Source organism: Ereboglobus sp. PH5-10, assembly GCF_029504735.1.
In the GTDB taxonomy this organism is placed as follows: domain Bacteria; phylum Verrucomicrobiota; class Verrucomicrobiia; order Opitutales; family Opitutaceae; genus Ereboglobus.
Map to the genome: position 1 here is coordinate 181,316 of NZ_JAQFIP010000002.1, position 22,693 is coordinate 204,008.

13 protein-coding genes are annotated in these 22,693 nt (G+C 61.7%); 8 read left to right on the forward strand and 5 right to left on the reverse strand.

Translation table 11 applies throughout. The features are described from left to right. Window positions 1–17: 17 nt before the first annotated feature. Entirely contained in the window at window positions 18–1,442 is a 1,425-nt protein-coding gene (locus tag M2447_RS02760; protein ID WP_277557308.1) for a sugar porter family MFS transporter, read from the forward strand. Between the two features lie 38 nt (window positions 1,443–1,480). Next, a complete protein-coding gene (locus tag M2447_RS02765) occupies window positions 1,481–4,249 on the forward strand; it encodes a sugar-binding domain-containing protein (RefSeq protein WP_277557309.1) in 2,769 nt (922 codons plus the stop codon). Between the two features lie 197 nt (window positions 4,250–4,446). Here the strand turns inward: M2447_RS02765 and M2447_RS02770 are convergent, their stop codons facing one another. Then, complete coding sequence (locus tag M2447_RS02770) at window positions 4,447–12,390, reverse strand: autotransporter outer membrane beta-barrel domain-containing protein (protein ID WP_277557310.1); 7,944 nt, start codon at window positions 12,388–12,390, stop codon at window positions 4,447–4,449. A gap of 248 nt (window positions 12,391–12,638) precedes the next feature. On the opposite strand from M2447_RS02770, the gene argC reads away from it, so the two are divergent. Beyond that, window positions 12,639–13,673, forward strand: a complete 1,035-nt coding sequence (gene argC / locus M2447_RS02775) for an N-acetyl-gamma-glutamyl-phosphate reductase (protein ID WP_277557311.1) — start codon at window positions 12,639–12,641, stop codon at window positions 13,671–13,673. A 114-nt stretch (window positions 13,674–13,787) separates the two neighbouring features. On the opposite strand, the gene M2447_RS02780 is transcribed toward argC, so the two are convergent. Beyond that, a complete protein-coding gene (locus tag M2447_RS02780) occupies window positions 13,788–14,822 on the reverse strand; it encodes a hypothetical protein (protein WP_277508976.1) in 1,035 nt (344 codons plus the stop codon). Window positions 14,823–14,957: 135 nt separating this feature from the next. Next, window positions 14,958–15,761, reverse strand: coding sequence for an Hsp33 family molecular chaperone HslO (locus M2447_RS02785; RefSeq protein WP_277508977.1), 804 nt, complete (start codon window positions 15,759–15,761; stop codon window positions 14,958–14,960). 112 nt (window positions 15,762–15,873) lie between these two features. Here M2447_RS02785 and M2447_RS02790 point away from each other — a divergent pair, with 112 nt between their 5' ends. Then, window positions 15,874–16,572 carry a L,D-transpeptidase family protein gene (locus M2447_RS02790; protein ID WP_277557312.1) on the forward strand — a complete coding sequence of 233 codons (699 nt, stop codon included), beginning with the start codon at window positions 15,874–15,876 and terminating at the stop codon, window positions 16,570–16,572. A 71-nt stretch (window positions 16,573–16,643) separates the two neighbouring features. On the opposite strand, the gene M2447_RS02795 is transcribed toward M2447_RS02790, so the two are convergent. Next, a complete protein-coding gene (locus M2447_RS02795) occupies window positions 16,644–18,698 on the reverse strand; it encodes a sulfatase-like hydrolase/transferase (protein ID WP_277557313.1) in 2,055 nt (684 codons plus the stop codon). A gap of 105 nt (window positions 18,699–18,803) precedes the next feature. Next, entirely contained in the window at window positions 18,804–19,769 is a 966-nt protein-coding gene (locus tag M2447_RS02800; protein ID WP_277557314.1) for a hypothetical protein, read from the reverse strand. Here M2447_RS02800 and M2447_RS02805 point away from each other — a divergent pair. The 4 genes from M2447_RS02805 to ruvA all read left to right on the forward strand — a co-directional run bounded on the left by M2447_RS02805 (window position 19,768) and on the right by ruvA (window position 22,648). Beyond that, window positions 19,768–19,908 carry a hypothetical protein gene (locus tag M2447_RS02805; protein ID WP_277508981.1) on the forward strand — a complete coding sequence of 47 codons (141 nt, stop codon included), beginning with the start codon at window positions 19,768–19,770 and terminating at the stop codon, window positions 19,906–19,908. The two genes, M2447_RS02800 and M2447_RS02805, sit on opposite strands and share 2 nt — an antisense overlap. An 11-nt stretch (window positions 19,909–19,919) precedes the next feature. Beyond that, on the forward strand, window positions 19,920–20,810 hold the full coding sequence (dapA, locus tag M2447_RS02810; RefSeq protein ID WP_277557315.1) for a 4-hydroxy-tetrahydrodipicolinate synthase: 891 nt from the start codon (window positions 19,920–19,922) through the stop codon (window positions 20,808–20,810). 263 nt (window positions 20,811–21,073) lie between these two features. After that, window positions 21,074–21,808: a 4-hydroxy-tetrahydrodipicolinate reductase gene (gene dapB, locus M2447_RS02815; RefSeq protein WP_277557316.1), complete on the forward strand. Its 735-nt coding sequence runs from the start codon at window positions 21,074–21,076 to the stop codon at window positions 21,806–21,808. A gap of 228 nt (window positions 21,809–22,036) precedes the next feature. Then, window positions 22,037–22,648 carry a Holliday junction branch migration protein RuvA gene (ruvA, locus tag M2447_RS02820; RefSeq protein WP_277508985.1) on the forward strand — a complete coding sequence of 204 codons (612 nt, stop codon included), beginning with the start codon at window positions 22,037–22,039 and terminating at the stop codon, window positions 22,646–22,648. Window positions 22,649–22,693: the final 45 nt, after the last annotated feature.

Below are 22,693 nucleotides of genomic sequence, written 5' to 3' on the forward strand. Positions count from 1 at the left end.
ACCTCATATAAAAAACCATGAATGCCAACGTCCCCGCAGGCCCCGCAGTCCCCGCGCCGAAAACCGGTTACAACCTCGCCTACGTCTGGTGCATTTCGATTGTCGTCGCGCTGGGCGGCTTGCTGTTCGGCTACGACTGGGTCGTGATCGGCGGCGCGAAGCCGTTTTTTGAACGCTATTTCCAACTCGATAATCCCGCGCTTTCCGGCTGGGCCAACAGTTGCGCGCTCATCGGTTGCCTGGTCGGCGTCATGGTGGCCGGCATGCTCAGCGACCGCTTCGGACGCAAACGGCTGCTGATGACGGCCGCGCTCACATTTGCGATTACCTCGATCGGCAACGCCCTCGCGCCAAACTTCACGCTGTTCATCATCTGGCGGATGCTCGGCGGCGTGGCCATTGGCCTGGCGTCGAATCTCTCGCCGCTGTATATCGCCGAGGTCGCGCCGGCGCATTTGCGCGGACGTCTCGTTTCCGTGAACCAGCTCACCATCGTGATCGGCATTTTGCTGGCGCAATTCATAAACTGGTTTCTCGTGCGCAACCTGCCCGAGGGCGCGACGAACGAGTGGATCGTTAACTCGTGGTTCGGACAGCAAGGCTGGCGCTGGATGTTCGGCCTCACCGCGGTGCCGTCGGTGCTGTTCATCATTGGCATGTTTTTTGTTCCCGAAAGCCCGCGCTGGCTCGTGACAAAGGGCCGCGTTGATGACGCCGCAAAAATCCTCGGCAAAATCGGCGGCGCGGCCTACGCGCAAACGGCGATTGGCGAGATCAACCAAACCATCACCACCACGCGGGAAAAAATAAACTTTCGCGAACTGCTCGACCCGCGTTTGCGGGGCGTGCTCATCCTGGGCATCACGCTCGCCGTCTTTCAGCAATGGTGCGGCATCAATGTCATATTCAATTACGCGGAGGATATTTTTAGCGCGGCGGGATATGACATTTCGACCGTGTTGAAAAACATCGCGTGGACGGGCTCGGTGAATCTCGCGTTCACGTTTGTCGCGCTCGGAACGGTGGACAAGGGCGGACGCCGTCCGCTGATGCTTTTCGGCGCGGCGGGGCTTGCGCTGATTTACACGGCGATGGGTTTTTGTTATTTCACCGGCGTGCAAGGCTGGCCGATGCTGCTGCTCGTGCTCGCCGCGATCGGCTGCTACGCCATGTCGCTCGGCCCCGTGACGTGGGTGGTGATTTCCGAGGTGTTCCCCAACCGCATACGCGGCGCGGCGATGGCCGTCGCCGTGGCGGCGCTGTGGGGCGCGTGCTTCGTGCTCACCTACACGTTTCCGCTGCTCAACAGCGCGCTCGGCGCCTACGGCACCTTCTGGCTGTATGCCGCGATCTGCCTCGCCGGGTTTATTTTTATCAAAATCAAGCTGCCCGAAACAAAGGGCAAAACACTCGAGCAATTGGAAAAGGAACTGGTCGATTAATAACACACACCACAACGAAATTTTAACCTGATTATCCCATGTCAAAAAAAACAGTAATTATATTCGCCCTAATATTGATCCAGACGATTGCGGGGGCGAAGGATGAATTGTCATTGGCCGGCAAGTGGCAGGTGAGCCTGCGCCCTCCCCTGTCCGCCGACGCGGCATGGCGCGACATTCGCCTGCCCGGAACACTCGACGACGCCGGCATCGGCGAGGCGCTCGCACTAAAACCGGAGCTGACACTGCAAGTGCTCACGCGGCTCCAGCGAAAGCACATTCACATCGGCCCCGCGTGGTATCGGCGCGATGTTGTCATTCCAGAAAACTGGCGCGGCAAACAAGTCGTGCTGGAGCTTGAGCGCGTGCTTTGGGAGTCACGGGTGTTTGTTGACGGAGTGGAAATCAGCCGCGAAGACAGCCTGAGCACGCCGCACCGGCACGACCTCACCACCGCGCTGAAACCGGGGCGGCACGAGTTGATTTTGCAAATCGACAATTCGGAAATCCTGCCGGACTTGAGCCGCCACCACACGCGAAAATACCAGGCCCGCCACGACACCGCGCTGGCCCACGCCTATACAAATCACACGCAAGTGATGTGGAACGGCGCGCTCGGATTCATGCGCCTGGCCGCGATTGAACCGGACGCCATCAAGACAATCTCGGCGCACCCGCGCGTGACGCCCGGCTTCTCGGTTCAAATCGCGCTCGCGTTCGATTCCGCCGCGGCGAAAAACAAAACGCGCAATGCCGCGACATTCGATTTGGTGCTGCGCAACGCCGCGGGAAAACAAGTCGCCGCGGCGACAAAATCATTTCTGCCAAACAAAACGGGCGACTCGCTGGAAGCCGCGTGGACGCTACCGGAAGGCAGTGTGCGCGCATGGGACGAACTTGCGCCGCACCTCTATAAACTGGAAGTGCGCGCGCCCGGAAAATCCGGCGCGCTTGCATCGACGACTCTTGGATTTCGCGAAATCGCGGCGCAAGGCAGCGAGCTTCACGTCAACGGCAAGCGCGTCTTTTTGCGCGGCACGCTCGAGTGCGCCGTGTTTCCGCTCACCGGTTATCCGGCAACATCCGTCGCCGAGTGGAAACGCATAATCGCCACAGCCAAGGAATGGGGGCTGAATCATTTCCGCTTCCATTCGTGGTGCCCGCCCGACGCCGCGTTTCAAGCGGCCGATGAACTCGGCTTTTATCTGCAAGCCGAGTTGCCGCACTGGAGCCTCTTGGTCGGACAAAACAAGAAGTCTTGGAATTATCTAAACGAGGAGGCGCGGCGCATATTGACCGCCTATGGAAACCATCCCTCGTTCGTGCTCATGTCGCTCGGCAATGAACTGCAAGGCGATCTGGATTTGTTGAACAAGCTGGTCGGGGAACTGCGCGCGGAGGATTCGCGCCGGCTTTACACAACGACCTCGTTCACATTCAAAAAGGGGCACGGACGCTCGCCCGAACCGCAGGATGAGTTCTTCATCACACAATACACAAAGGACGGCTGGGTTCGCGGGCAGGGGGTGTTTAATGAAAAACCGCCCTCCTTTGACAATGACTACAGTCATGCCGCAAAGAATATAAAAGTGCCGATCATCACGCACGAAATCGGACAATATTCGGTTTATCCCGATCTCGCCGAAATCAAAAAATACAAGGGCAACCTCGTGCCGTTAAATTTCATCGCCGTGCAAAACGACTTGAAGGCAAAGGGACTCTTGAAACTGGCGGACAAGTTCACCGAGGCCACGGGCAGATTTGCCACCCTGCTCTACAAGGAGGAAATTGAGCGCGCCCTGCGCACGCCCGAGTTCGACGGATTCCAGTTGTTGGGATTGCAGGATTTCCCGGGCCAGGGCACCGCGCTTGTCGGCATGGTGAACGTGTTTTGGGAGGGAAAACGCTTTATAAAATCGTCCGAGTTTCGCGAGTTTTGCAGCGCCACCGTGCCACTCGCCCGCCTGCCGAAGGCAGTTTATGAACGCGGCGAAACCGTGAGCGCCGCCATACAAGTGGCAAATTATGGAAATGATATAAACCCAGCTGTCATCAAATGGCGCGTCAAGGATCAGGCGGGAAAACAGATCGCGTCGGGACAATTTGATAAACAGGAAATCGCATCCGGCGGCACAGTGGATTGCGGTCGGATTTCGGTTGCAATTCCAGGCAGCGGTCCCGCGGCGCGCTGGACACTCGAAGTGACAATCGACGGCACGCCATATCGCAACCATTGGAACCTGTGGGTCTATCCGAAGGAAACAACACCCGTGCCGGAAAACGTCACCTATACAAGAACACTCGGCGAGGCATTGACCGCCCTGTCCGCTGGCAAGAAAGTGCTCTTCAATCCACCCGTCGCGCAAACCAAGGGCATCGATGGGAAATTCGTTCCCGTTTTCTGGAGCCCGGTGCATTTCCCCGAGCAACCCGGCACGATGGGCATGTTGTGCGACCCGAAACATCCGGCGCTGAAAAATTTCCCGACCGGGGAGCACTCCGACTGGCAATGGTGGGATCTGGCGTTGAAATCAAAAAGCGTGCGAATCGACGGCCTCTCCGTGACGCCAATTGTGCGGGTGATTGACAATTTCGCCCGCAACCACTCGCTCGCCGCCGTGTTCGAGGCGCGCATCGGAAACGGACGCCTGCTATTCTGCACCATCGACCTGGACGCCGACCTGCAAACCCGCCCGCCCGCGCGCCAGCTGCGCAACAGCATACTGGGCTACATGGCCGGCGATTCCTTTAATCCCAAAACCGAAATGAAACCGGACGAACTCGGCGAAATGATTTTGAGCAACTAGCGCATTTATATAAAGAGTGCGGTCGTGTTTGACATTCAACAAACCTCGGCGCGCCCGCCCTGCCCTTCAACAACCAAAACTAAATCGTGGATGGCAGGGGTTGGTCCGTGGCATTTGAGACGCGCCCTTCGCCATGTGGAATTATAAGCGAAGGGCGGACGCCAGTGCTCGTGTTTGTGTTAAGCGCGCGTTGTGTCTTACCAGGCGCGGCGGTAGCCGAGGTTTAGCGACCAGGGGCGCTCGTAACGGGATGCCTTGTTGTATTCGTAATCGAAATACACCTGGCTGCGCGCGTCGATCAGGTAGCCGACACCCGCGCCGGCTTCCATCCGCCAGCCGTCAAACCAGGGTTGGTAGGAGCGGCCTTCAACCGTCACCCTGCCGCCGCCGGTGTCGCTTTTCACCGCGGCAAACTTCAGGTAGGGTTGCCAGCGTCCGTAGTCCGCGCCGGTGCGCAGTTGCCCGCGATATTGCCAGGCGTCGGAGTCGCCGATGTGCACTTGCAGGTCGCGGCTCACGCCGTTCGAGACGGTGTAGTCCGCGCCGTTGATCCATGCCACGGCCACTTGCGCGCTGGGCTCAACCCAGTAGCGGCCGTTCATGAGACGGCGGCCAAACTCAACCGAGAGGCCTTGCGTTTGGTTGGTGTATTTGCCTCGCGAGACAAAGCCGTCCACGCCGCGCGCGTTGAGTTCGTTGGTCGAGCGGTCGAAGCGCAGGGTCGCGTCAACGAACCAGGCGTTGTCGTAGAGCCAGAGCGCGTAGAGGCCGGCGCCGATCATGTTGCTCTTGCCGTCGCCGTATTGGTTGCGCGCGTCGTCGAAGGTGCGGTCGCTGCGGCTCATGCCGAGGTAGGCGCCGGCAATGAGCACCGCGTTTTCGCGGCGGAAGATTTTATCGCCGCCGGCGGTGACGCCGTAGCTGTCCTGCTCGAAGGTGCTGCCGCCGAGTTGCGCGGAGGCGTTGAGGCGGTAGTTGTTCACGCGGGCCCAGACGTTGCCGGTGTCGGCGGGCAGGTTCACGCGGATTTCGCCGAGGCGTTTGTGGACGTTGTCGAGGTTGTAGTGCCAGTCGGCGCCCATCACGCCGGCGGTGAGCAGGATCGCGTCGGCGGCGCGGCTGAGGGCGTCGCCGCCCGAGAGGTAGTAGGCGTTTTTGTCGGGCAGAATCAGGCCGCCGTCGCCTTTGTGGAGTTTGTAGGTGTGCATGCCGGATTCGAGGCCGTCCGACTCAAACACGGCGTCGCCATTGGTGTAGCCGATGACTTTGAGCGCGTAGGTGCGCAGCGGGTCGTCGAGCGGCGTGTCGTTGGTCGAGTTGAGATAAACAAAGTGCGTGCCGCTGGCCGTGCCTTGGATCGAGAGTGTGTCGCTGTTTTGGTTGAACAGGTCCACGTTCATGACGCTGGTGGTGTCGCCGGTGAGGTTGCCGGTGATCGTCAGCGTGGTGTAATTTGTCGAAAGACCGGCGGCGGTGCTGTATCTAATGAATCCGTTTTCGGCGTGCAGGTTTTTGACGGATTGCGAGTAATTGTTCAGGTCGAGCATCGCGTTGCGCAGGGTCAGGGTGCCGCTGTTTTGGATCGCGTCGGCAACGCCGGCGCGCAGGGTGCCGTTTTCGACGAGCGTGGCGCCGGCGTGCGTTTGCGCGACGGCGATGGTCGTGACGCCGGAGCCGGGGAGCACGAGGTTGCCCGCGCCGATGTTGCTGGCGAGGGTCATGTCGTAACCGTCGGCGTCGAGCGTGGCGGTGGCGTCCGCGGTGCTGACGAAGGGGTTCGAGACGGTGCCGCCGTAGCTGATGTAGAGGTCGGCGTTGTTGGCGAGCGTGGCGGTGGCGACAACGGCGTCGGCGTGCGTGATGGCGAGGTGGCCGTCGTTGGTGAGCAGCGAGGCGTCGCCCATGGCGGAGGAGCGGGTGAGGGCGAGCGCGCTGCCGGCGTCGATGACGGCGCGTGCGTTGGATGCGAGGCCGGAGTTGTCGCGCGAGATGGTGACGGTCGAGGATTCGGCGACGTGCACGGCGAGGTTGCCGGCGAGCTCGTTGCGAAGTGTGTCGGTGTAACCTTCGAGGCGCAGGGTGGCGTCGTTGCCGTCTCCGGCGATATATGCCGAGCCGAGCACCGACTGGTTTTGCGCGCGCAGGGTGCCGCTTTCATCAATCCAGAAGGCTGCGTTTTCGGTGAGGCCGGTGTTATTTCCTGTGAGGAGCACGGTGCGGTCCTCCTTGATGATGACGACGCCGCTATTGCTGACGAGGTCCTTGCTGAATGTGCCGCTGGCATCGAGGTAGAGCCAGGTGGGGCCGAAGTCGCCGAGAAATACGGTGCCGGAGTTGCCGAGGCCGGCGAGGTTGGTGAGGTGGACATCGCTCCACGATGTGTCGCTGCCGGCATATACGTTTCCTGTGAAGCCGGTGTTGGCTCCGTGGATGTAAACATCAGAGTTGCCGGTGAGGATGAGCGTGGAGGCGTCGCCGCCGGTCAGCGCGTTGTCGCCGTGCATCGTGCCGTCGCCGTTGATATTGAGCGCGCCGCTGGCGCCGAGGTCGATGCGGGCGGTGTCGGCGATGTCGATGCCGCCGATGGTTTGCTCCTGATTGTTGAGATCGAAGACCGACTCCGCCTCGATGGTGAGGCTGGAGGTTTGGCCGAGAGCGTTGTCGGCGAGGGCTCTCACAGTCGTGGTGCCGGTGATGAGGCTCGCGCCTTCGTAGTTGTTGTTGGTGTGACCGAGCGAGAGTGTGCCGCCGCCGGTGAAGATGAAATCTCCCGCGCCGCTGAGTTGCGCGCTGAGGGTTTTGTCAACCGAGCCGGTGTGGTCGATCTGCACGCCGAGGCCGTCGGCGATTGCCGTGGTGCTTTCGATTTTGCTCACGCCGTAGCCGAGGACGATGCCAGCGCCGAGGCTGCCGCTTTCGACAACTTTCGCCGTGTAGCCGTAGTGAATCGTGCCGAGCGCCGTGCCGCCGCTGTTTTCTATCGTGGCGGAGGCCGTTCCGGGCGGGTTGGCGATTTCGTTGCCGTGCGCATCCTTCACGTTGAAGCTTTTTCCGATGGCGCTGGAATCGATCACGCCGGCCTTGACGACGAGCGCCTGGTGGTCGCCGTCAACGTCGAAGACGTGGCTGGTGAGGGTGGCCGGATCGATGTCGAGTCCGTTGAGGATGCCGTCGGCGAGGTGGATTTGGCTGGCGCCGTCGGTGGACGCGAGCGTGCCGGTGTTCAGGGTCGAGGGCTCGACTGGGCTGGCGTTGGTGTTGGTGACGACGACGAGCGCGCCGCCGGCGAGGTCGAGCGTGCCGATGGTGCCGGTGACGGTGGAATCGACCGTGGCGCTGCCTTTTTCGTCGAGGCGCAGGGTGGCGTCGGCGAGGGTGGCTTGCGCGTTGTCGTCGAGGACGAGGTGCGACCAGCCGTTTACACCGCGCATGTTGACGGTGCCGGTGAAAGTCGTGCCGATGTCGATGGTGTAGTCGATGGTGTCGGTGGCCGGGGAGGTGTTGGCGAGGTCGAGTTGGCCGGCGCCGGTGATGGCGTTGCCCACGGTCGCGTCGGCGGTGGCGGAGATTTGCAGGGTGGCGCCGGCGTCGATGGAGGCGGCGCTTCCGCTGAGCTGGTATTCGTCCCACGCGACGTTGAGGGTGCCGGTTTTCACGAGCGTGATTTGTTGCTTCATGCCCGCGCCGGGATCCTTGTCGATTGTCCATGCGCCCGCGCCCTGCTTGATGAGCGTGCCGCTGAAGGTGGTGTCGCCGGTGACGGCGTCGGAGTAATTTTGCGTGCCGCCCGCGTCGCCGTTGAGCGTGAGTTGCGAGGCCGCGCCGGCGATGTTGAGGTTGCCGACGAGTGTGCCGCTGTTCCAGAGAGTCACTTCGTTCGCGGCGTCGGCGGTGAGGTTGATCGCGTGGGTGCCGCCGCTGATCACGCCGCCGGTGGTGTTGGTGATGACGGTCTGGGCATTGGCATAAATGCCAGTGTCGGCGGTGCCGGAGATGGTGCCGGAGTTGGTGACACGGCCGCCGTTGGCGAGGTATATGCCGTTGTCATCGCCCCGGATGAGGCCGGTGTCGTTGTTGACAATCGCGACCTGGCCGGCGCTGTCGGCGTAGATGCCGTGGCTGGAGGCGGAGGTGCCGGTGATTTTGCCGGAGTTGGTCACCGTGCCGCTGCCGTTCAGATACGCGCCGTAGAGTCCGCCCTCGATCAAGGCGTTGGAGGTGCTGGTGATTTCGATGGTGCCGAAGACGTGGATGCCGGCGCCATCGGCCGCGAGGCTGCGGATGGTGCCGGTGTTGAGCGTCGTGCCGCTGCCCGCGAGGTAAGCGCCGGTGCCGCCGCCTTGGACGAGGCCCGTGTTTGTGAGCAGGGCGGGGCCGTTGAAATAAACGCCCAGGCCGCTGCCCGACACACCGAGGATCGTGCCGTGGTTCGCCAGCGTGCCGCTCGATTCAAAATAAACGCCGATGGACTCGCCCTGGATGAGGCCGCCGGTGGTGTTGGTGACAAGCGCGTTCCAATTGACCAGCCTGACGCCGTGGCTGACCGCGGAGGTGCCGCTGATCGTGCCGGAGTTCGTTATGGCGCCATCAGTCATGCGCACCCCGGCGGCTCCGCCCGAAATCAGGCCGCCGTTTTCGTTGGTGAGTGTGACGGTGCCGCCGGAATAGATGCCGTGGCTGCCGGCGGATGCGCCGCTGATTGTTCCGGTGTTGGTGATCGTGCCGCCGACGTCGAGCCGGATGCCGGTGGTGCCGCCAGTGATGAGGGCGTGGTTGGCGACGGTGCCGCCGCCTTGCAGCCACACGGCGATGTCGTTGCCCTCGATGAGTCCGCCCGCGGTGTTGGTGACGAGGGTGGTCGTCGCCGAGACGATGGCTTCGCTGCCCATCATGGCGCGGATGGTGCCGGTGTTGAGGATCGTGCCGCCCGCCGCGCCCGTGTCGAGCGAGACGCCTTGCGAGTAGCCCTCGATGAGTCCGCTGTTGGTGATGTCAACACGACCGTTGGAATACACTCCGATGCTGCCGGCGCGGGTCGTGTCGCTGATGATGGCGCCGTGATTGGTGATCGTGCCGCCGGCGGCCAGCCGCACGCCGTAGGTGCCGCCCTGAATGAGGGCGCCGGTGGCGTTGGTGACGAAGGCCGCGTTGCCAGCGGAATTGACGCCGATGCCGTTGGCGGAGGTGCCGGTGATCGTGCCGGAGTTGCTCACCGTGCCGCCGGCGAGGAGGGAAACTCCTCTTGCTCCGCCCTGAATGAGGGCGCCGGTGTCGTTGGTGACGAGCGTGGCGTTGGCGTCGGAAAGGACGCTGGTGGAGTTGGCGGCCGTGCTGATGATCGTGCCGGAGTTGCTCACCGTGCCACCGGCGAGGAGGGAAACTCCTCTGTAGCCGCCCTGAATGAGGGCGCCGGTGGTGTTGGTGACGAAGGCTGCGTAGACTTCGGAATTGACGCCTTGGCCTGAGGAGGCGTCGGTGCCGGTGATCGTGCCGGCGTTGCTCACGGTGCCGCCGGCGACGAGGGAAACGCCGTAGAGGTCGCCCTGAATGAGGGCGCCGGTGGTGTTGGTGACGAGCGTGGCGTTGGATGCTGAATAGACGCCGGTGCCACCGGTGATCGTGCCGGAGTTGCTCAGCATGCCGCCGGCAAGGAGGGAAACGCCTCTTGCTCCGCCCTGAATGAGGGCGCCGGTGTCGTTGGTGACGAGTGTGGCGTTGGCGTTGGAAAAGACGCCGATGCCGTTGTAGGCGGTGCCGGTGATCGTGCCGGAGTTGGCAACCGTGCCGCCTTGGTTCAGATTCACGCCGTATCCGAGGCCTTGGACGAGGCCGTTGGTGGTGTTGGAAATGAGCGTGGCATTATTGTTGGAATAGATGCCGTGGCTGTCCGCGCTCGTGGCCTCGATCACGCCGCTGTTTGTCACCGTGCCGCCGCCGGCGAGGTTCACACCGGTATCGGCGCCTCGAATCAGGCCGGTGTTGCTGTTGCTGACGAGGATGGCGCCGGTCATTGCATCGACTCCCGTGCCGCCGAGGATTGTGCCGGAGTTGGCCACGGTGCCCAGCTCGATGCTCACACCGCGGGTATGGCCGCTGATAAAGCCGCCCGTCTCGTTGCTTATGCGGATGGAAACATTGCTGCCGGAAACACCGCCGTAGTTGCCGGTGATCGAACCGGAATTGACGACGGTGCCGCCGGCCAGAAGCTCAACACCCACGTAATTTGCGTTGATGAGCGCATCGGTGTTGTTTTCGACAAACACCGCCGCGCCGGTCGCCGTGACGCCCACCCTCGAGCTGCTTTCAATCGTGCCGGAATTGGCAAGCGTGCCGCCTGCCTCGAACAATACGGCGCTGGGGCCGCCCTGGATGAGTCCGGCGGAGTTGTTCGTGATCGTCGCCGCCCCGGACGCGCGCACGCTGGCCTCGCCATATCCGAAGATCGCGCCGTCGTTGCCCAGCGAGCCCGTGCCCTGCATATGCACGCCCAGTATGCCACCGGTGAGAGTGCCTTCGTTGGTGTGAGTTTTGGTGTTCGCAAGAATCAACGCGGTGCCGCTGCTGACATAGACCTCACCAGTGCCGGTGAGCGTGGAATTCACGCCGAGATAAACGCCGCCGCCTTCGATGCGTCCGTCGTTGTGCACGTTTATGGTGGCGCTTGCGTCCGCATAAATGCCATTCTCTATTGTGGCGCCGGCGTTGTTTTCGATCCGCGCCACGCCGCCCTCCACACGCACGCCGTGACCGCTGTCGCCCTGAATTGTGTCATTGTTTACAATGGTGCCGCCAGCGGTGAGTCGCACGCCATTGGTGTCGCCCTGTATCCAGCCGTTGTTGACCACCGAGCCGCCCGCAGTGAGCGTCACGCCGTCGATGCCACCGTAAATGATGCCGTTCGTCTCATTGGTGATGAGCGTGGCGGCGTTGGTGGAATAAACGCCGGACGCGGCGTGGCCTTCGATATTGCCGTCGTTCGTCACCGTGCCGCCCTTGGCGAGGTTCACGCCATAATTGCCACCCATGATCAGGGCGTCCGCGGAGTTGGTGATTGCCACCGGCGCGTTTTTCGCCTCCACGCCGATGTCGTTTGTGCCCTTGATCACGCCGGTGTTTCCAAGCGAACCGGTGCCCGCAAAGGACACGCCGACCATGCCGCCCTTGATCTCGTTTGGATTGGTGTGGGTCGCGCCGTCCAGCAGGATCAGCGCCGTGCCGGAGACGTCCATGGAGCCGGTTCCCGTAAGGGTGGAATTGGCGCCCAGCCAGATGCCCAGGCTGCCTGAAACGGTGCCGTTGTTCACCACCTTGGTGGTGCCGCCGGCGTAGATGCCTCCGTTGATTGTGGCGCCGGTATTGTTTTCCACGAGGCCCTCGCCCGCGCCTATATACACGCCGTAATTAGAGTCGCTCGTGATTTCACCATGGTTCCTCACCGTGCCGCCATTCACCAGACGCACCCCATTGCCATATCCTTGAATCGTGCCGCTGGCTTGGTTGGTGATGAGCGCCGTGCTGTTGGAAAATACGCCACGGCCGGTTCCACTGATAATCGAGCCTTTATTCGCAACTGTGCCTCCGGCACGTAGAAGCACCGCATCGCCCGTGCCGCTGATAACCGCGTTCGCCTCGTTCGTGACCAGCGCGGAAACGGCGTTGCCCACATGAACACCCCAGTTCCCCTTTATGGTGCCGGAGTTTGCGACCGTGCCGCCTCCGTAGAGGTCTATGGCATCATCACCGATGCCATGGATGAGTCCGTTGTTGGTGACCAAGGTCGATGCGTCGTTGCCGGAGTTGATGCCATCGCTGCTGCCTATGATTGTGCCGTGGTTGTCAATGATACCGCCTCCAGCCGAAAGGTATATCCCATTGGATGACCCCGATGCCAGCGCGCCGGCATCGATGGTGAGGTTCACGCCGGTCATCGTGCCCCTCATGCCGGTGCCGCCGCTGACGGTGCCGGTGAGGGTGTAAGTGCCGGAATTGGCGAAGGTGTAGCTGGTGCTGAGGCCCTCGATGCGTGTCGACTCGGCGGGCAGGGGTGCGTGGCTCATGAATGCTGCGAGCAGAATGAGCGCAAGGATGCCGCGCGAGCGGGCGCGAATCAGATGGCGGGTGAGACGGTTTGTGGTGTGCATGAGGGGGAAAAAGGATTGAGGGTTAACATGGGGCGATGGAAATGGCGCCCTGCTGGTTTATGGATGAATGAGACGTTTTTTGTTTTTTTACACGTTTTTAGTTACGGGCAATTTTTGCAATCCTCTAATGAAGATTTGCGCCAACAAAACACCTGGGAAATTTGAACACGCAAGGCGCCGAACCGCATTTGCGGGCACGCTAAAAAACCGCTCGCACTGCGGAGGATTTTCTTTGAGCCTCGCGGGCTATGTTAAAAGTCGGAGTCATCGGAGCATCGGGTTATTCGGGCGAGCAGTTGCTGAAGCTGCTTCTCGCGCATCCGCGCGTCACACTCGCGGCCGTCACCTCGCGTTCGCAGGCGGGCAAGCCGCTCTCGCAAGTCGTGCCATTTTTGCGCGGACAAGATCGCGGGCTCGCGTTTGTCGACTCGGACGCCGCCGCGCTCGCCGCGAGTGACATCGATTTGTTTTTCCTCGCCCTTCCCCACGGTGCCGCGGCTGAGTTTGCCAAGGCGCTCGTTCCGGCGGGCAAGCGCGTGATCGACCTGAGCGCCGATTTCCGCATCGCCGATCTCGCAACCTACGAAAAATACTACGGAAAACACCACGCGCCCGAGTTGCTGCCCGGCGCGCGTTTTGTGCTTCCCGAGCTCGCGCCGCCCTCGTGGAAGACCGAGGCCAAGTTAATCGCCGCGCCCGGTTGTTATCCGACGAGCATCCTCACCCCGCTCCTGCCACTAGTGCGCGCGGGCAACATTATTTCGCTCAAGCATATCGTCGCAAACTCCTACAGCGGCGTGAGTGGCGCGGGCAAAAAAGCGCAGGAAATGTATCTCTACGTCGAGCGCGCCGAAAGCATCAAGGCCTACGGCCTGGTGAAACACCGCCATCTCGCGGAAATCGAGGCGCAACTTTCGCTCGGCGCCGGCGGCAGCCCCATCGCGATCCAGTTCAACCCGCACCTCGCCCCCATGCGCCGCGGCATCGCGACAACAATCACCGTGCCCGCCGCGCCGGGGGCGACAATCGACGCGCTCTACGCCGCGTGGAAGTCCGTTTACGACGGGCGTCCTTTCGTGCAAATTCTCCCGACGGGCGAGACTCCCGACACCGCGCATGTGACGGGCACGAATCGCGTGGACATGTCCGCCGTGCTCGACGAGCGCACGGGCAATTTTGTGATCACCTCCGCCGTTGACAATCTTGTGAAAGGCGCGAGCGGCCAGGCTGTGCAGATTATGAACATCTGGTGCGGTTTCGACGAAACCGCCGGATTGGTGTGAGGCAAAAAATTTGGCCGGGGTAAAAGGCAGGGCGAACCGTCCCGGTGAGCCGCCTTGCCATCCCTGCTCACCGGGACGGTTCGCCCTGCCCCAGGCTCTGCCTCGCCAAAAGCGTCACTTGATGAATTTCTTCAAATCCCACGGTCTGATGTCCGTGGCGCGAACATTCCCCTTGCCGTCGAAAATGTGCCCGCTCCACTGGCCGCCGGCAACCAGGCGTTGATAGAGTTCGCCCTTGTTTCCCTTGCCGTCGAAATGAACGGGCATCTTGCACTTCGTTTTTTTGATGAATGCCTTCACTTCGGCGCTCTTGCTTTCCGGATCGAGGCACACAGCCACAAACTCAATCTGCCTGCGACTGTAATTGTAATACTGGTCGAGCATCCGGTCCATTTCGCCCGCGGCGTTTCGGGAAGTCGTGCTCCAGGTGAAAACATACAGTAGCGTGTCGCTCTTGAGCTTGGCGGAGTCGAACGCCTTTCCATTGATCGTGGTGAAGGCGAGCGTGAACGGCGTCTTGCGCATTTCGCCGAGCCGGAGCTCCCGCTTCGCCCAGTTGGAGAGGTCCCTGATCTTGCTTTTTGAGCATCCCTCAAGCTGCGTGTCGATGACCTTTTGCATCGAGGGCAGCCGTGCCTTCATGCGGTTCAAGACCAGGTAGAAGCCCCGCTCGCGATCCAGCATGTAAATGTCGCTGCCCGGGGTTTGCGCAAGGTCGTCGATATGCCTGCGCCAGTCATTGATCGCGCTTCCGGAGGGCGCGTCGAGGGTTTCGCCCTCGGCGATCGCGGCGCGAAGCGCGGCAAAGGCGGCCTTGTTCTTGTCGTTGGCGGCTGGTTGCTTGTCTATGATCGCAAAGTTGACTTTCGCATACCAGTCGGATCGCAGCGCGTCATTTTTGGCGAGAACGCTCGTGCCGAAACTGAGCATGTCGTTGACGACTTCCCTCGCCCGTTTTGCATCGCCTCCGTGATCGGCGAGGAACCCCACGCCGGCGTCGCACAGTTGCTGGCTAAAGGCGACGTCCCGCTTGGGGCTTTTGCGCATGCCCTTAAATTTGTTAAAGGACTCGTCGGCGGTTTGCGCCCAGGCCGTCGAGACGATGAGGCAGGCGAGCGCGAGGATGGGGATTCGGAGTGTGGTTTTCATGGTAAAATTGTTTTTGGGGACGGGCGGCGGGCGATTTCATGAAACAAACGCGCTGCCTTGTTTCAATGTTTTAAGGATTGAATTTCGTTCGGAAGAAACAGCCGTCGCCGCAAGCGCGCGAGTTTCACAAGCGGTTTACTTTTTGCCCGGCGCAAACGCCTCCATCGCCTCGCGCGTGATGATATGGCGCGCGCCGCAACGCGGGCAGCGCATCTCGATTTTTGGCTCGTCGCCGAAAAGCCCGCCGGGGTCGCGTTTCATCGCGGGCAGGAGCACCTCCATCATTCGGCTCTGGTTGCATCCGCAGTGCCAGCGGTAGATTCGTTTTTCGAGCAGTGCGAGCGTTTCGCTTTTGTCGATCCCGCGCATGGCGTCGGTCGTGAGCGCGTCGAACCATGCCTTGTCACAATCGGGATGCTCCGCGACCATCACGTAATCCTCCTCGGCCAGCTGAAAAAAACGCGCGGGGCGCTGCTCGCTTTGCGCGTAAAACTTTTCAACGCCCGCGAGCGGATCGCCGCCCTCGAACTCGACCGCGCTGCGGCGCTTCGGCTCGCCGGGCCGCACCGTGTCGGCGTAAAACAAGTTGCCCTGCATTTCCTTCACGTCCTCGTCGAACACGCGCCCGGTGATCGCGCCGGTCTCGTTGTCGCCGGTGAGAAACAGGTTCAAAAGCGGCTGCTGAAAATGAATCGTCCACGCGGTCATCTCGTTCCACGGGCGCGACGCCAGGTGGAGCGCAAAACCCGCCAGCGCGCGCTTGAACAATTCCGCGTGCGCGGGCTCGACGCGCAGTTTCTGTTCGCCGGCATGCAAAAAGTAATCGACATACAGCTCGCTGAACATGCCGCGCGCGACGAGCGCGTTGCGATTGCGGACAAAATACGTGCGAACTTCGTGGCCGGCGTCCTTCAAGTTGGGCGGTGTGTTTTCAGGCATGGCGAACAGGCAAGGCGAATTCCCCGTTTTTGAAAAGCCGCAATATGCGGCCATTGAGGCTAATTGGTTTGAAATATTCGCGCCTGTTCGCGTTCATTCGAGGCTCAAAACCATGGGCACTCGCATCACTCGAACACATCGGATTTTTCTCATCGGCTTCATACTTTTCGCAACCTTCGCATCCGCGGCGAACGCCGCCACCGTGCAGGAGCGGGTCAACCAATACGGCGCCGCGGTTCGCGCGCGCATGGAACCGCGCTTCAAGGCGGCCTGCCTCACCTACCCCGCCGCGCGCCTTACTTTCATCGTGCTCAAGGACGTCAAGCGCCTCGAACTTTGGGCGGGTAACAACACCTCCAAGGACGCGCCCATGCGCCTCGTCAAAACCTACGAAATCAAGGCCGCCAGCGGCACCGCAGGCCCCAAGCTCCGCGAGGGCGACCGGCAGGTTCCCGAGGGCATCTACGCCATCGAATCGCTCAATCCCAACAGCCGCTACCATCTCTCGTTGCGAATCAATTATCCGAACGCCTTCGACCGCGCCCGCGCCAGGGAGGAACGTCGTGCCAACCTCGGCGGCGACATCATGATCCACGGCAAGGCGGTGTCCATCGGCTGCATCGCGATGGGTGACGAGGCCGCGGAGGAACTCTTCGTGATGGCTGCGCAAACCGGCGTTAAAAACATCCGCGTCCTCCTTTGCCCCTGCGACCTGCGCTCGCAGGAAAACTTTCTCCCGCCCTTCACCGCCCCCGGGTGGACCGCCACGATCTACAAAAACCTGAAGCTCGCGCTCGAGGATTATAAATGAGGAGCACAATCACACCCTGCGCGAGTCGCTCTTGCGCAACGGTTGGCTCATGCGCCGGCGGGCAGGCACGATCATTTGTCTGACTTGAACACCCCGGCGGGAATCGGCTGCTTGGGCAGGCCGGGCGCGCTCCATGAAACATCCAGGCGCGGCGCGGTGCGATCCTTGGCACTGCGGCAGACAAGGCGGAACGGATGCAGGCCCGCCTTGAGTTTCATCGCGCCGTTTTTTTCCGCGTCGCCCTGGTATCCATAGTCCGCGTCAACAACCGTGGCGTCGTGGATGCGCAGCGTGGCGCCGTTGCGGGCGAGCAGGTGGAATGTGTATTCACCGTCAGCGGGAATTTGCAGGTAGCCGGTAAAACTAATCGCGCCGGCGACATGCTGTTTTGCCGGCTTGGTGTCGGGGCGCGGGATCATCCCGCTGTCAGCCGGCGCCAGGTCGTCGAGGGCGGGCACCCAGGGGAATTGGCCCAGATAAAACTTCCACGCGAGACCGTCCGCAAGCGGCGTGGGCGCGTCGATTGCGGGAGCAAACTCGTCGTCGTAGGGACGCGGCGCGGGCGCCGAGGCGACGCGCATTTGCAGGACGCGCGCCTTCATCTCGGCTTGCAGCGCGGGCTGCCCGGCGGCGAGGTTTTGTGTTTCCTTCGGATCGGTGACGACGTTGTAGATTTCAAAATCGTCGGCGTGCGATTTGATGTCGTAGCGCACACCCATCATGTCGCCGATGCGGATGGCCTGCATTTCGCCGCGCAAGCGGCCGCGCCTCGCGGGTTCAAAATCGGGATAGCCGGGCGTTTTGCTTTTGTTAAAGTATTCGAAATAGAACGCGCGGCTTGGTGGCGCGCCTTTGCCGGAGAGGAGCGGGAGCAGGGAAACGCCGTCCGTGCGCGCGGGCGGCGTGAGTCCGCTTGCGGCGGCAAACGTGGGCATCCAATCCCAAAACGCCGTGGGCGCGGCGATGACGCGATTGGCCGGGATTTTTGCGGGCCAGCGGGTGATGGTGGGCACGCGCAAACCGCCCTCGAGGCAGTCGCGCTTGATGCCGTCGTGCGGACCGTAGGTGCCGAAGAAGGACGGCTTGTAATCCTCGGAAAGATAGGACTCGGCGGCGGGGCCGTTGTCGGAGGTGAACACGACGAGCGTGTTGTCGTCGATGTTGAGATCCTTGAGAAGTTGAAGGAGGTCGCCGACGGCATCGTCGATGCGGCGCACGCTTGTGGCGTGGCGTTTGTAAACTTCGGTCCAGGGTTTGTCCTTGTATTCGGGGTGAATCCAGGAATCGGGCGTGCCGCTTGCGGTGGTGATGGCGCGCCCGGGCGTGCCGAGCCATTGCATGCCGCCGTGAAGTCCGCCGCCCGCGGGATAGGCTTGCGCGGGCAGTTCGAGGACGGCGTGCGGAGTGTCGTAGGCGAGGTAGAGGAAGAAGGGTTTGTTCGGCGCGTTTTGCTTTTGCTCGACGATCCACTTTTTTGCGCGGGCGGTGAACAGGTCGGTGGTGTAACATTTGTCGAGTCCGGCGGTGACGTCGTTGCGATTTTCCCAAACGATCAACGGGCCGCGCTGCCGGGCCTTTTTCTTAAAATAGATCGTCTCGACGGGGTAGTGTTCGTGACCGTCGATGTGGCGGATGTAGCCGTAATAATAATCGAAGCCGCGGTTGAGCGGATGGCTGGTCCAGTCGGGGCCGTTGCCCGCGCCTTGCAGCCCCCATTTGCCAATGGCGGCGGTGGCGTAACCGGCCTGCCGAAGCACGGTGCCGAGGGTGTGGTTTTCCTCGAGCGCCTTGTCGAACTGGTTGTTGCGGACGGTGGCGTGCCCTTGGTGGACGCCCTGCATGAGCGAGGCGCGCGAGGCGACGCAGACGGGCGCGGCGACATACTGGCTGGTGAAGCGCGCGCCCTCGGCGGCCATGCGGTCGATGTTGGGCGTGCGATGCCAGGGGCGCCCGGGATTGTCGTCGGCGCGCCGCTGATTTTGGTAAAACACGCCGACGTCACCATAACCGAGATCGTCGGTGAGAATGAAAATGATGTTGGGTTGTTGCGCGGGCTGGGCGGTTGCGGAGGCAAGCGCTCCGAGACCGATGGCGGCTGCGGCAGTGAGGCGGGCGGCGGGATTCATGTCGGGTTGTTTTTTGGAGAGGCAATAAAAAGAATGATGACTCCGGTCGCGCCAGACTGAATGCGCATGGCGGCGCGCCGTTTTTGTGAACGCCGTTTGAGCGGCTCAGAACCGCTGCAATTGCGGAAAATATTTTTTGTCGTTCACGATCGGCTTGGTCGGCTCGGTGTCTTTTTCGATCGGCTTGATCTTCAACGCGGCGTGCTCGGGGATTCCCGTTGCAACCGACGCGGGTTGCTGATCGCCGACACCTTGGAAGGTTGTTCCCGCCGGGGCAACGGGCGGTGGCGGTGGCAGCACAATGCTCGGGCCCGTCGCCTCAAGCATGGGCTGCCCCATCATCGCGGCGAGATCGGCTCCGCCCGCCGCGCGCGGCGACACATTCGCCGGCGCGTCGCCGGCGCCGGTATCCGCCGCATTAACGACACCGCCCGCGCTTGGGGGCGTGTCGCCGGAAACTGCTTTCTGCGCGGCGGCGGCGATGCCTGCGGCCGCGGGCGAGGCATCCGCCCATTTCTGCAAATATTGCACCAGCGGATCATTCGCCGCTGCGGCGTTTCTATTTTCGGGATTGTTTTCGATATCGCGGTCGCGCTCCGATTTTTCGTTCAACGCACCACGCGCGCTCCCGTCCTCGCGCTTGCCGAAACGCGCCTCAAATTCCTTCTGCCGCTTTTCATCCGCCTCGAGCTGGGCCATGCCGTCAACCAGCCAGTTGGGCGAGTAGGCCGCGCTCCCCGGCAATTGGTGCGCGACATTGTTGTTCGTCGTCGCCGGGGTCATGCGATCACGCGGCATCCGCGAAGCCGGCGCGTATTCGTTGACGGAGGGATGCACGACCGACAGGCCGCCGATACGATCCGGCGCGAACGCGGAATCGGCGGCGCCCGTGTTCAGGCCGGTTTGCGGAACCGGCGCGGGGGCCATTGCCTGCAACTCCTTGCCCGCGTTCGACGGCGATGGCTGCGGTTGCGCATCCGCTTGCTTTTGCCCTTCGTTGCCGGACAACGGCGTGATCGCCATTGCGAGGACGGCACAGACGACGGGGACTTGGACGCGAGGGAAAATCATGTGGGCAATCATTGAGCTTGCCCCGAACATGAACAATCCCGCGCCCCGTGGCAAGCCGCATCCCTCAACCTGCGCAAATGCGAAAAAACGTGTCGCATTGATTCAAATGGATGCTTTTGTTGATGGGAAATTCTCTTAACAACATCCGACATGAAACTGCGTCCACTCACAGGAGCCATCACCGCCCTCGCAACGCCATTCAAGAACGAAGCCGTCGCCTACGACGACTTGCGCAAGCTGGTCGAGTTTCAAATCAAATCGGGCATCAACGGCCTCGTTCCCGTCGGCACCACCGGCGAGTCCCCCACCCTCCTCCACGACGAGCATCTCGACGTGATCCGCGCCGTCATCGAAACCGCGCGCGGCCGCGTGCCCGTCATCGCCGGCACCGGCTCCAACTCCACGCACGAGGCCGTCGAATACACGCGCTTCGCGCACGAGGCCGGGGCCGACTCCATGCTCCTCGTCGCGCCCTATTACAACAAACCCAGCCAGGAGGGCCTCTACCGGCACTTCGCCGCCATCGCCGAGGCCACCGACCGGCCGCTCATCCTCTACTCAATCCCCGGCCGTTGCGGCATCGAAATCGGCGTGCCCGTCGTCGAACGCCTCCGAGCCAAGTATCCGCACGTCCGCTACATCAAGGAAGCCGGCGGCTCGGTCGATCGTGTTGACCAGCTCAAAAACGCGCTTGGCAAGGACATCACCGTGCTCAGCGGCGACGACAGCCTCACGCTCCCCTTCATGTCGGTTGGCGCGGAGGGCGTCATCAGCGTCGCCTCAAACCTCATCCCGCGCCAGGTTGTGAAGCTCACCGCGCTCGCCCTCTCCAACAACTACACCGCCGCAACAAAGCTGCACCGCAAGCTCTACCCGCTGTTCAAGGCGCTCTTCATCGAACCCAATCCCGTCCCCCTGAAAACCGCGCTCGCCCGCGCCGGCATCATCAGCTCCGCCCTCGTGCGCTCGCCCCTCTGCGAAATGTCCGCCGCCAACGAAAAAATCCTGGCCGCCGCGCTCGAAAAACTCGGCAAAGCATAAGGAGTCGAAAGGCCGGAGCACCAAAAGCCTAAAATAGAATAACCACGGAGGACACGGAGATGCACGGAGACGAAGAAAAATCACCGACAGTTTCCCACGATTTCTCCGTGTTTCCCAGTGTCCTCCGTGGTTAAAATCAGAAACTCTAAACCTCCAATTTCCAAGTTTAAGCTGAAAGTTTAAGATTCAGGTCCTCTGGTCTCTGGCTTTCCGGCATCTTCCTCCTGACTCCTGTATCCTGACTCCTTCCTCCTTTTAAAAAAATGTCACTACGCATCTCACTCTTTGGCTCCAAGGGCCGCATGGGCCATGCCATCATCAACGCCGCGCAACAACTCGGCCACACCATCGCCGCCACCGTTGACCTCGGCGACGACTTCGACGCGGGCGCGAAAGCCGGCGATGTGCTCATAGACTTCAGCTCGCACAAAATCACGGGCGACATCATCCGGCTCGCCGCCGCCAACAACAAGCCGCTCATCATCGGCACCACCGGGCACACCGACGCCGAGAAAAAAGCGCTCCTCGTCGAGGCCGCCAAAATTCCCTGCGTGTGGTCCGGTAACTATTCCATCGGAGTGAACCTCCTTTTCGCGCTCACCCGCCGCGCCACCGCCGTCCTCGGCGCCGACTACGACACCGAGGTGATCGAGATGCACCACCGCTTCAAAAAAGACGCCCCCAGCGGCACCGCAGCGCGCCTCCTCGAAATCATCCTTGAGGAACGCAAACTCGCCGCCGACGCCGTCCGCCATGGACGCGAAGGCATCACCGGCGAACGCACGCAATCCGAAATCGGCATGCACTCCCTGCGCGGCGGCGACGTCATCGGCGACCACACCGTCATGTTTGCCGGCCTCGGCGAACGCATCGAACTCACGCACAAAGCCAGCGACCGCGCCATCTTCGCCCGAGGCGCCCTCCGCGCCGCCGAGTGGATCACCGGCCAGCCAAACGGCGTCTACGACATGCAACGTGTTTTAGGCCTGACGGCCTGAAAAAGGAGTCAGAATACAGGAGTCAGGAGTCAGAAGTAAAAGGTCAGAGGCCGGAGAGCCAGAAGGCCGAAAGATTAAATCTGATCCACACCCTCAACCTCATCTTGAACCTAAAATAACGCAGTAGCGCCCCTCTGCCTAAGTTCGTTTCCCTCTTCTTAATGTCAAATATCCCACTTCGTTCGGAACACTCTTCACTCTTCTTCGGCTCCTGACTCCTTTCCTTCAATGATCGTCTCCATCCAAGGCACACTCGCCGCCGCCACACCGCTCCACGCAACCATTGAAATCAACGGCCTTGGCTACGGCGTGAACATCCCCGTCACCACCGCCGAAAAACTCCCCGCCGCCGGCTCCAATGTGAAACTGCACACCGTGGCGATCTACCGCGAGGACTCGCAAACGCTCTACGGATTCGCAACCATCGAAGAGCGCGATTTTTTCCAGCTCATGATCAACAATGTGAGCGGAATCGGCCCCAAAAGCGCGCTCACAATCATGAGCAAGCTCTCGCTCGCCTCGCTCGAGTCGGCGATTCGCATGGGAGACATCGCGACCCTTTCAAAATGCCCCGGCATCGGCAAAAAAACCGCCGAGCGCCTCGTCGTCGAACTCCGCGGCAAACTCGGAACGGGCACCGCGACCGGTGATTCGCCAATCGCGACAAACGCATCCGGCGAGCCCCAGCCCGCCGGTGATTCGCGCATCCGCGACGCAGTGCTCGCACTCGCCGCGCTCGGTTACAAAACCGCCGCCGCCGATGAAGCCATCCGCCGCGCGAACCTCGCCCTCGGCCCCAAGGCCACCACCGAGCAACTCATCAAAAAAGCGCTTGGTTAATCGGCAAGGTAGCACGGACATTCCTGTCTGTGCGGGTGCATCCGC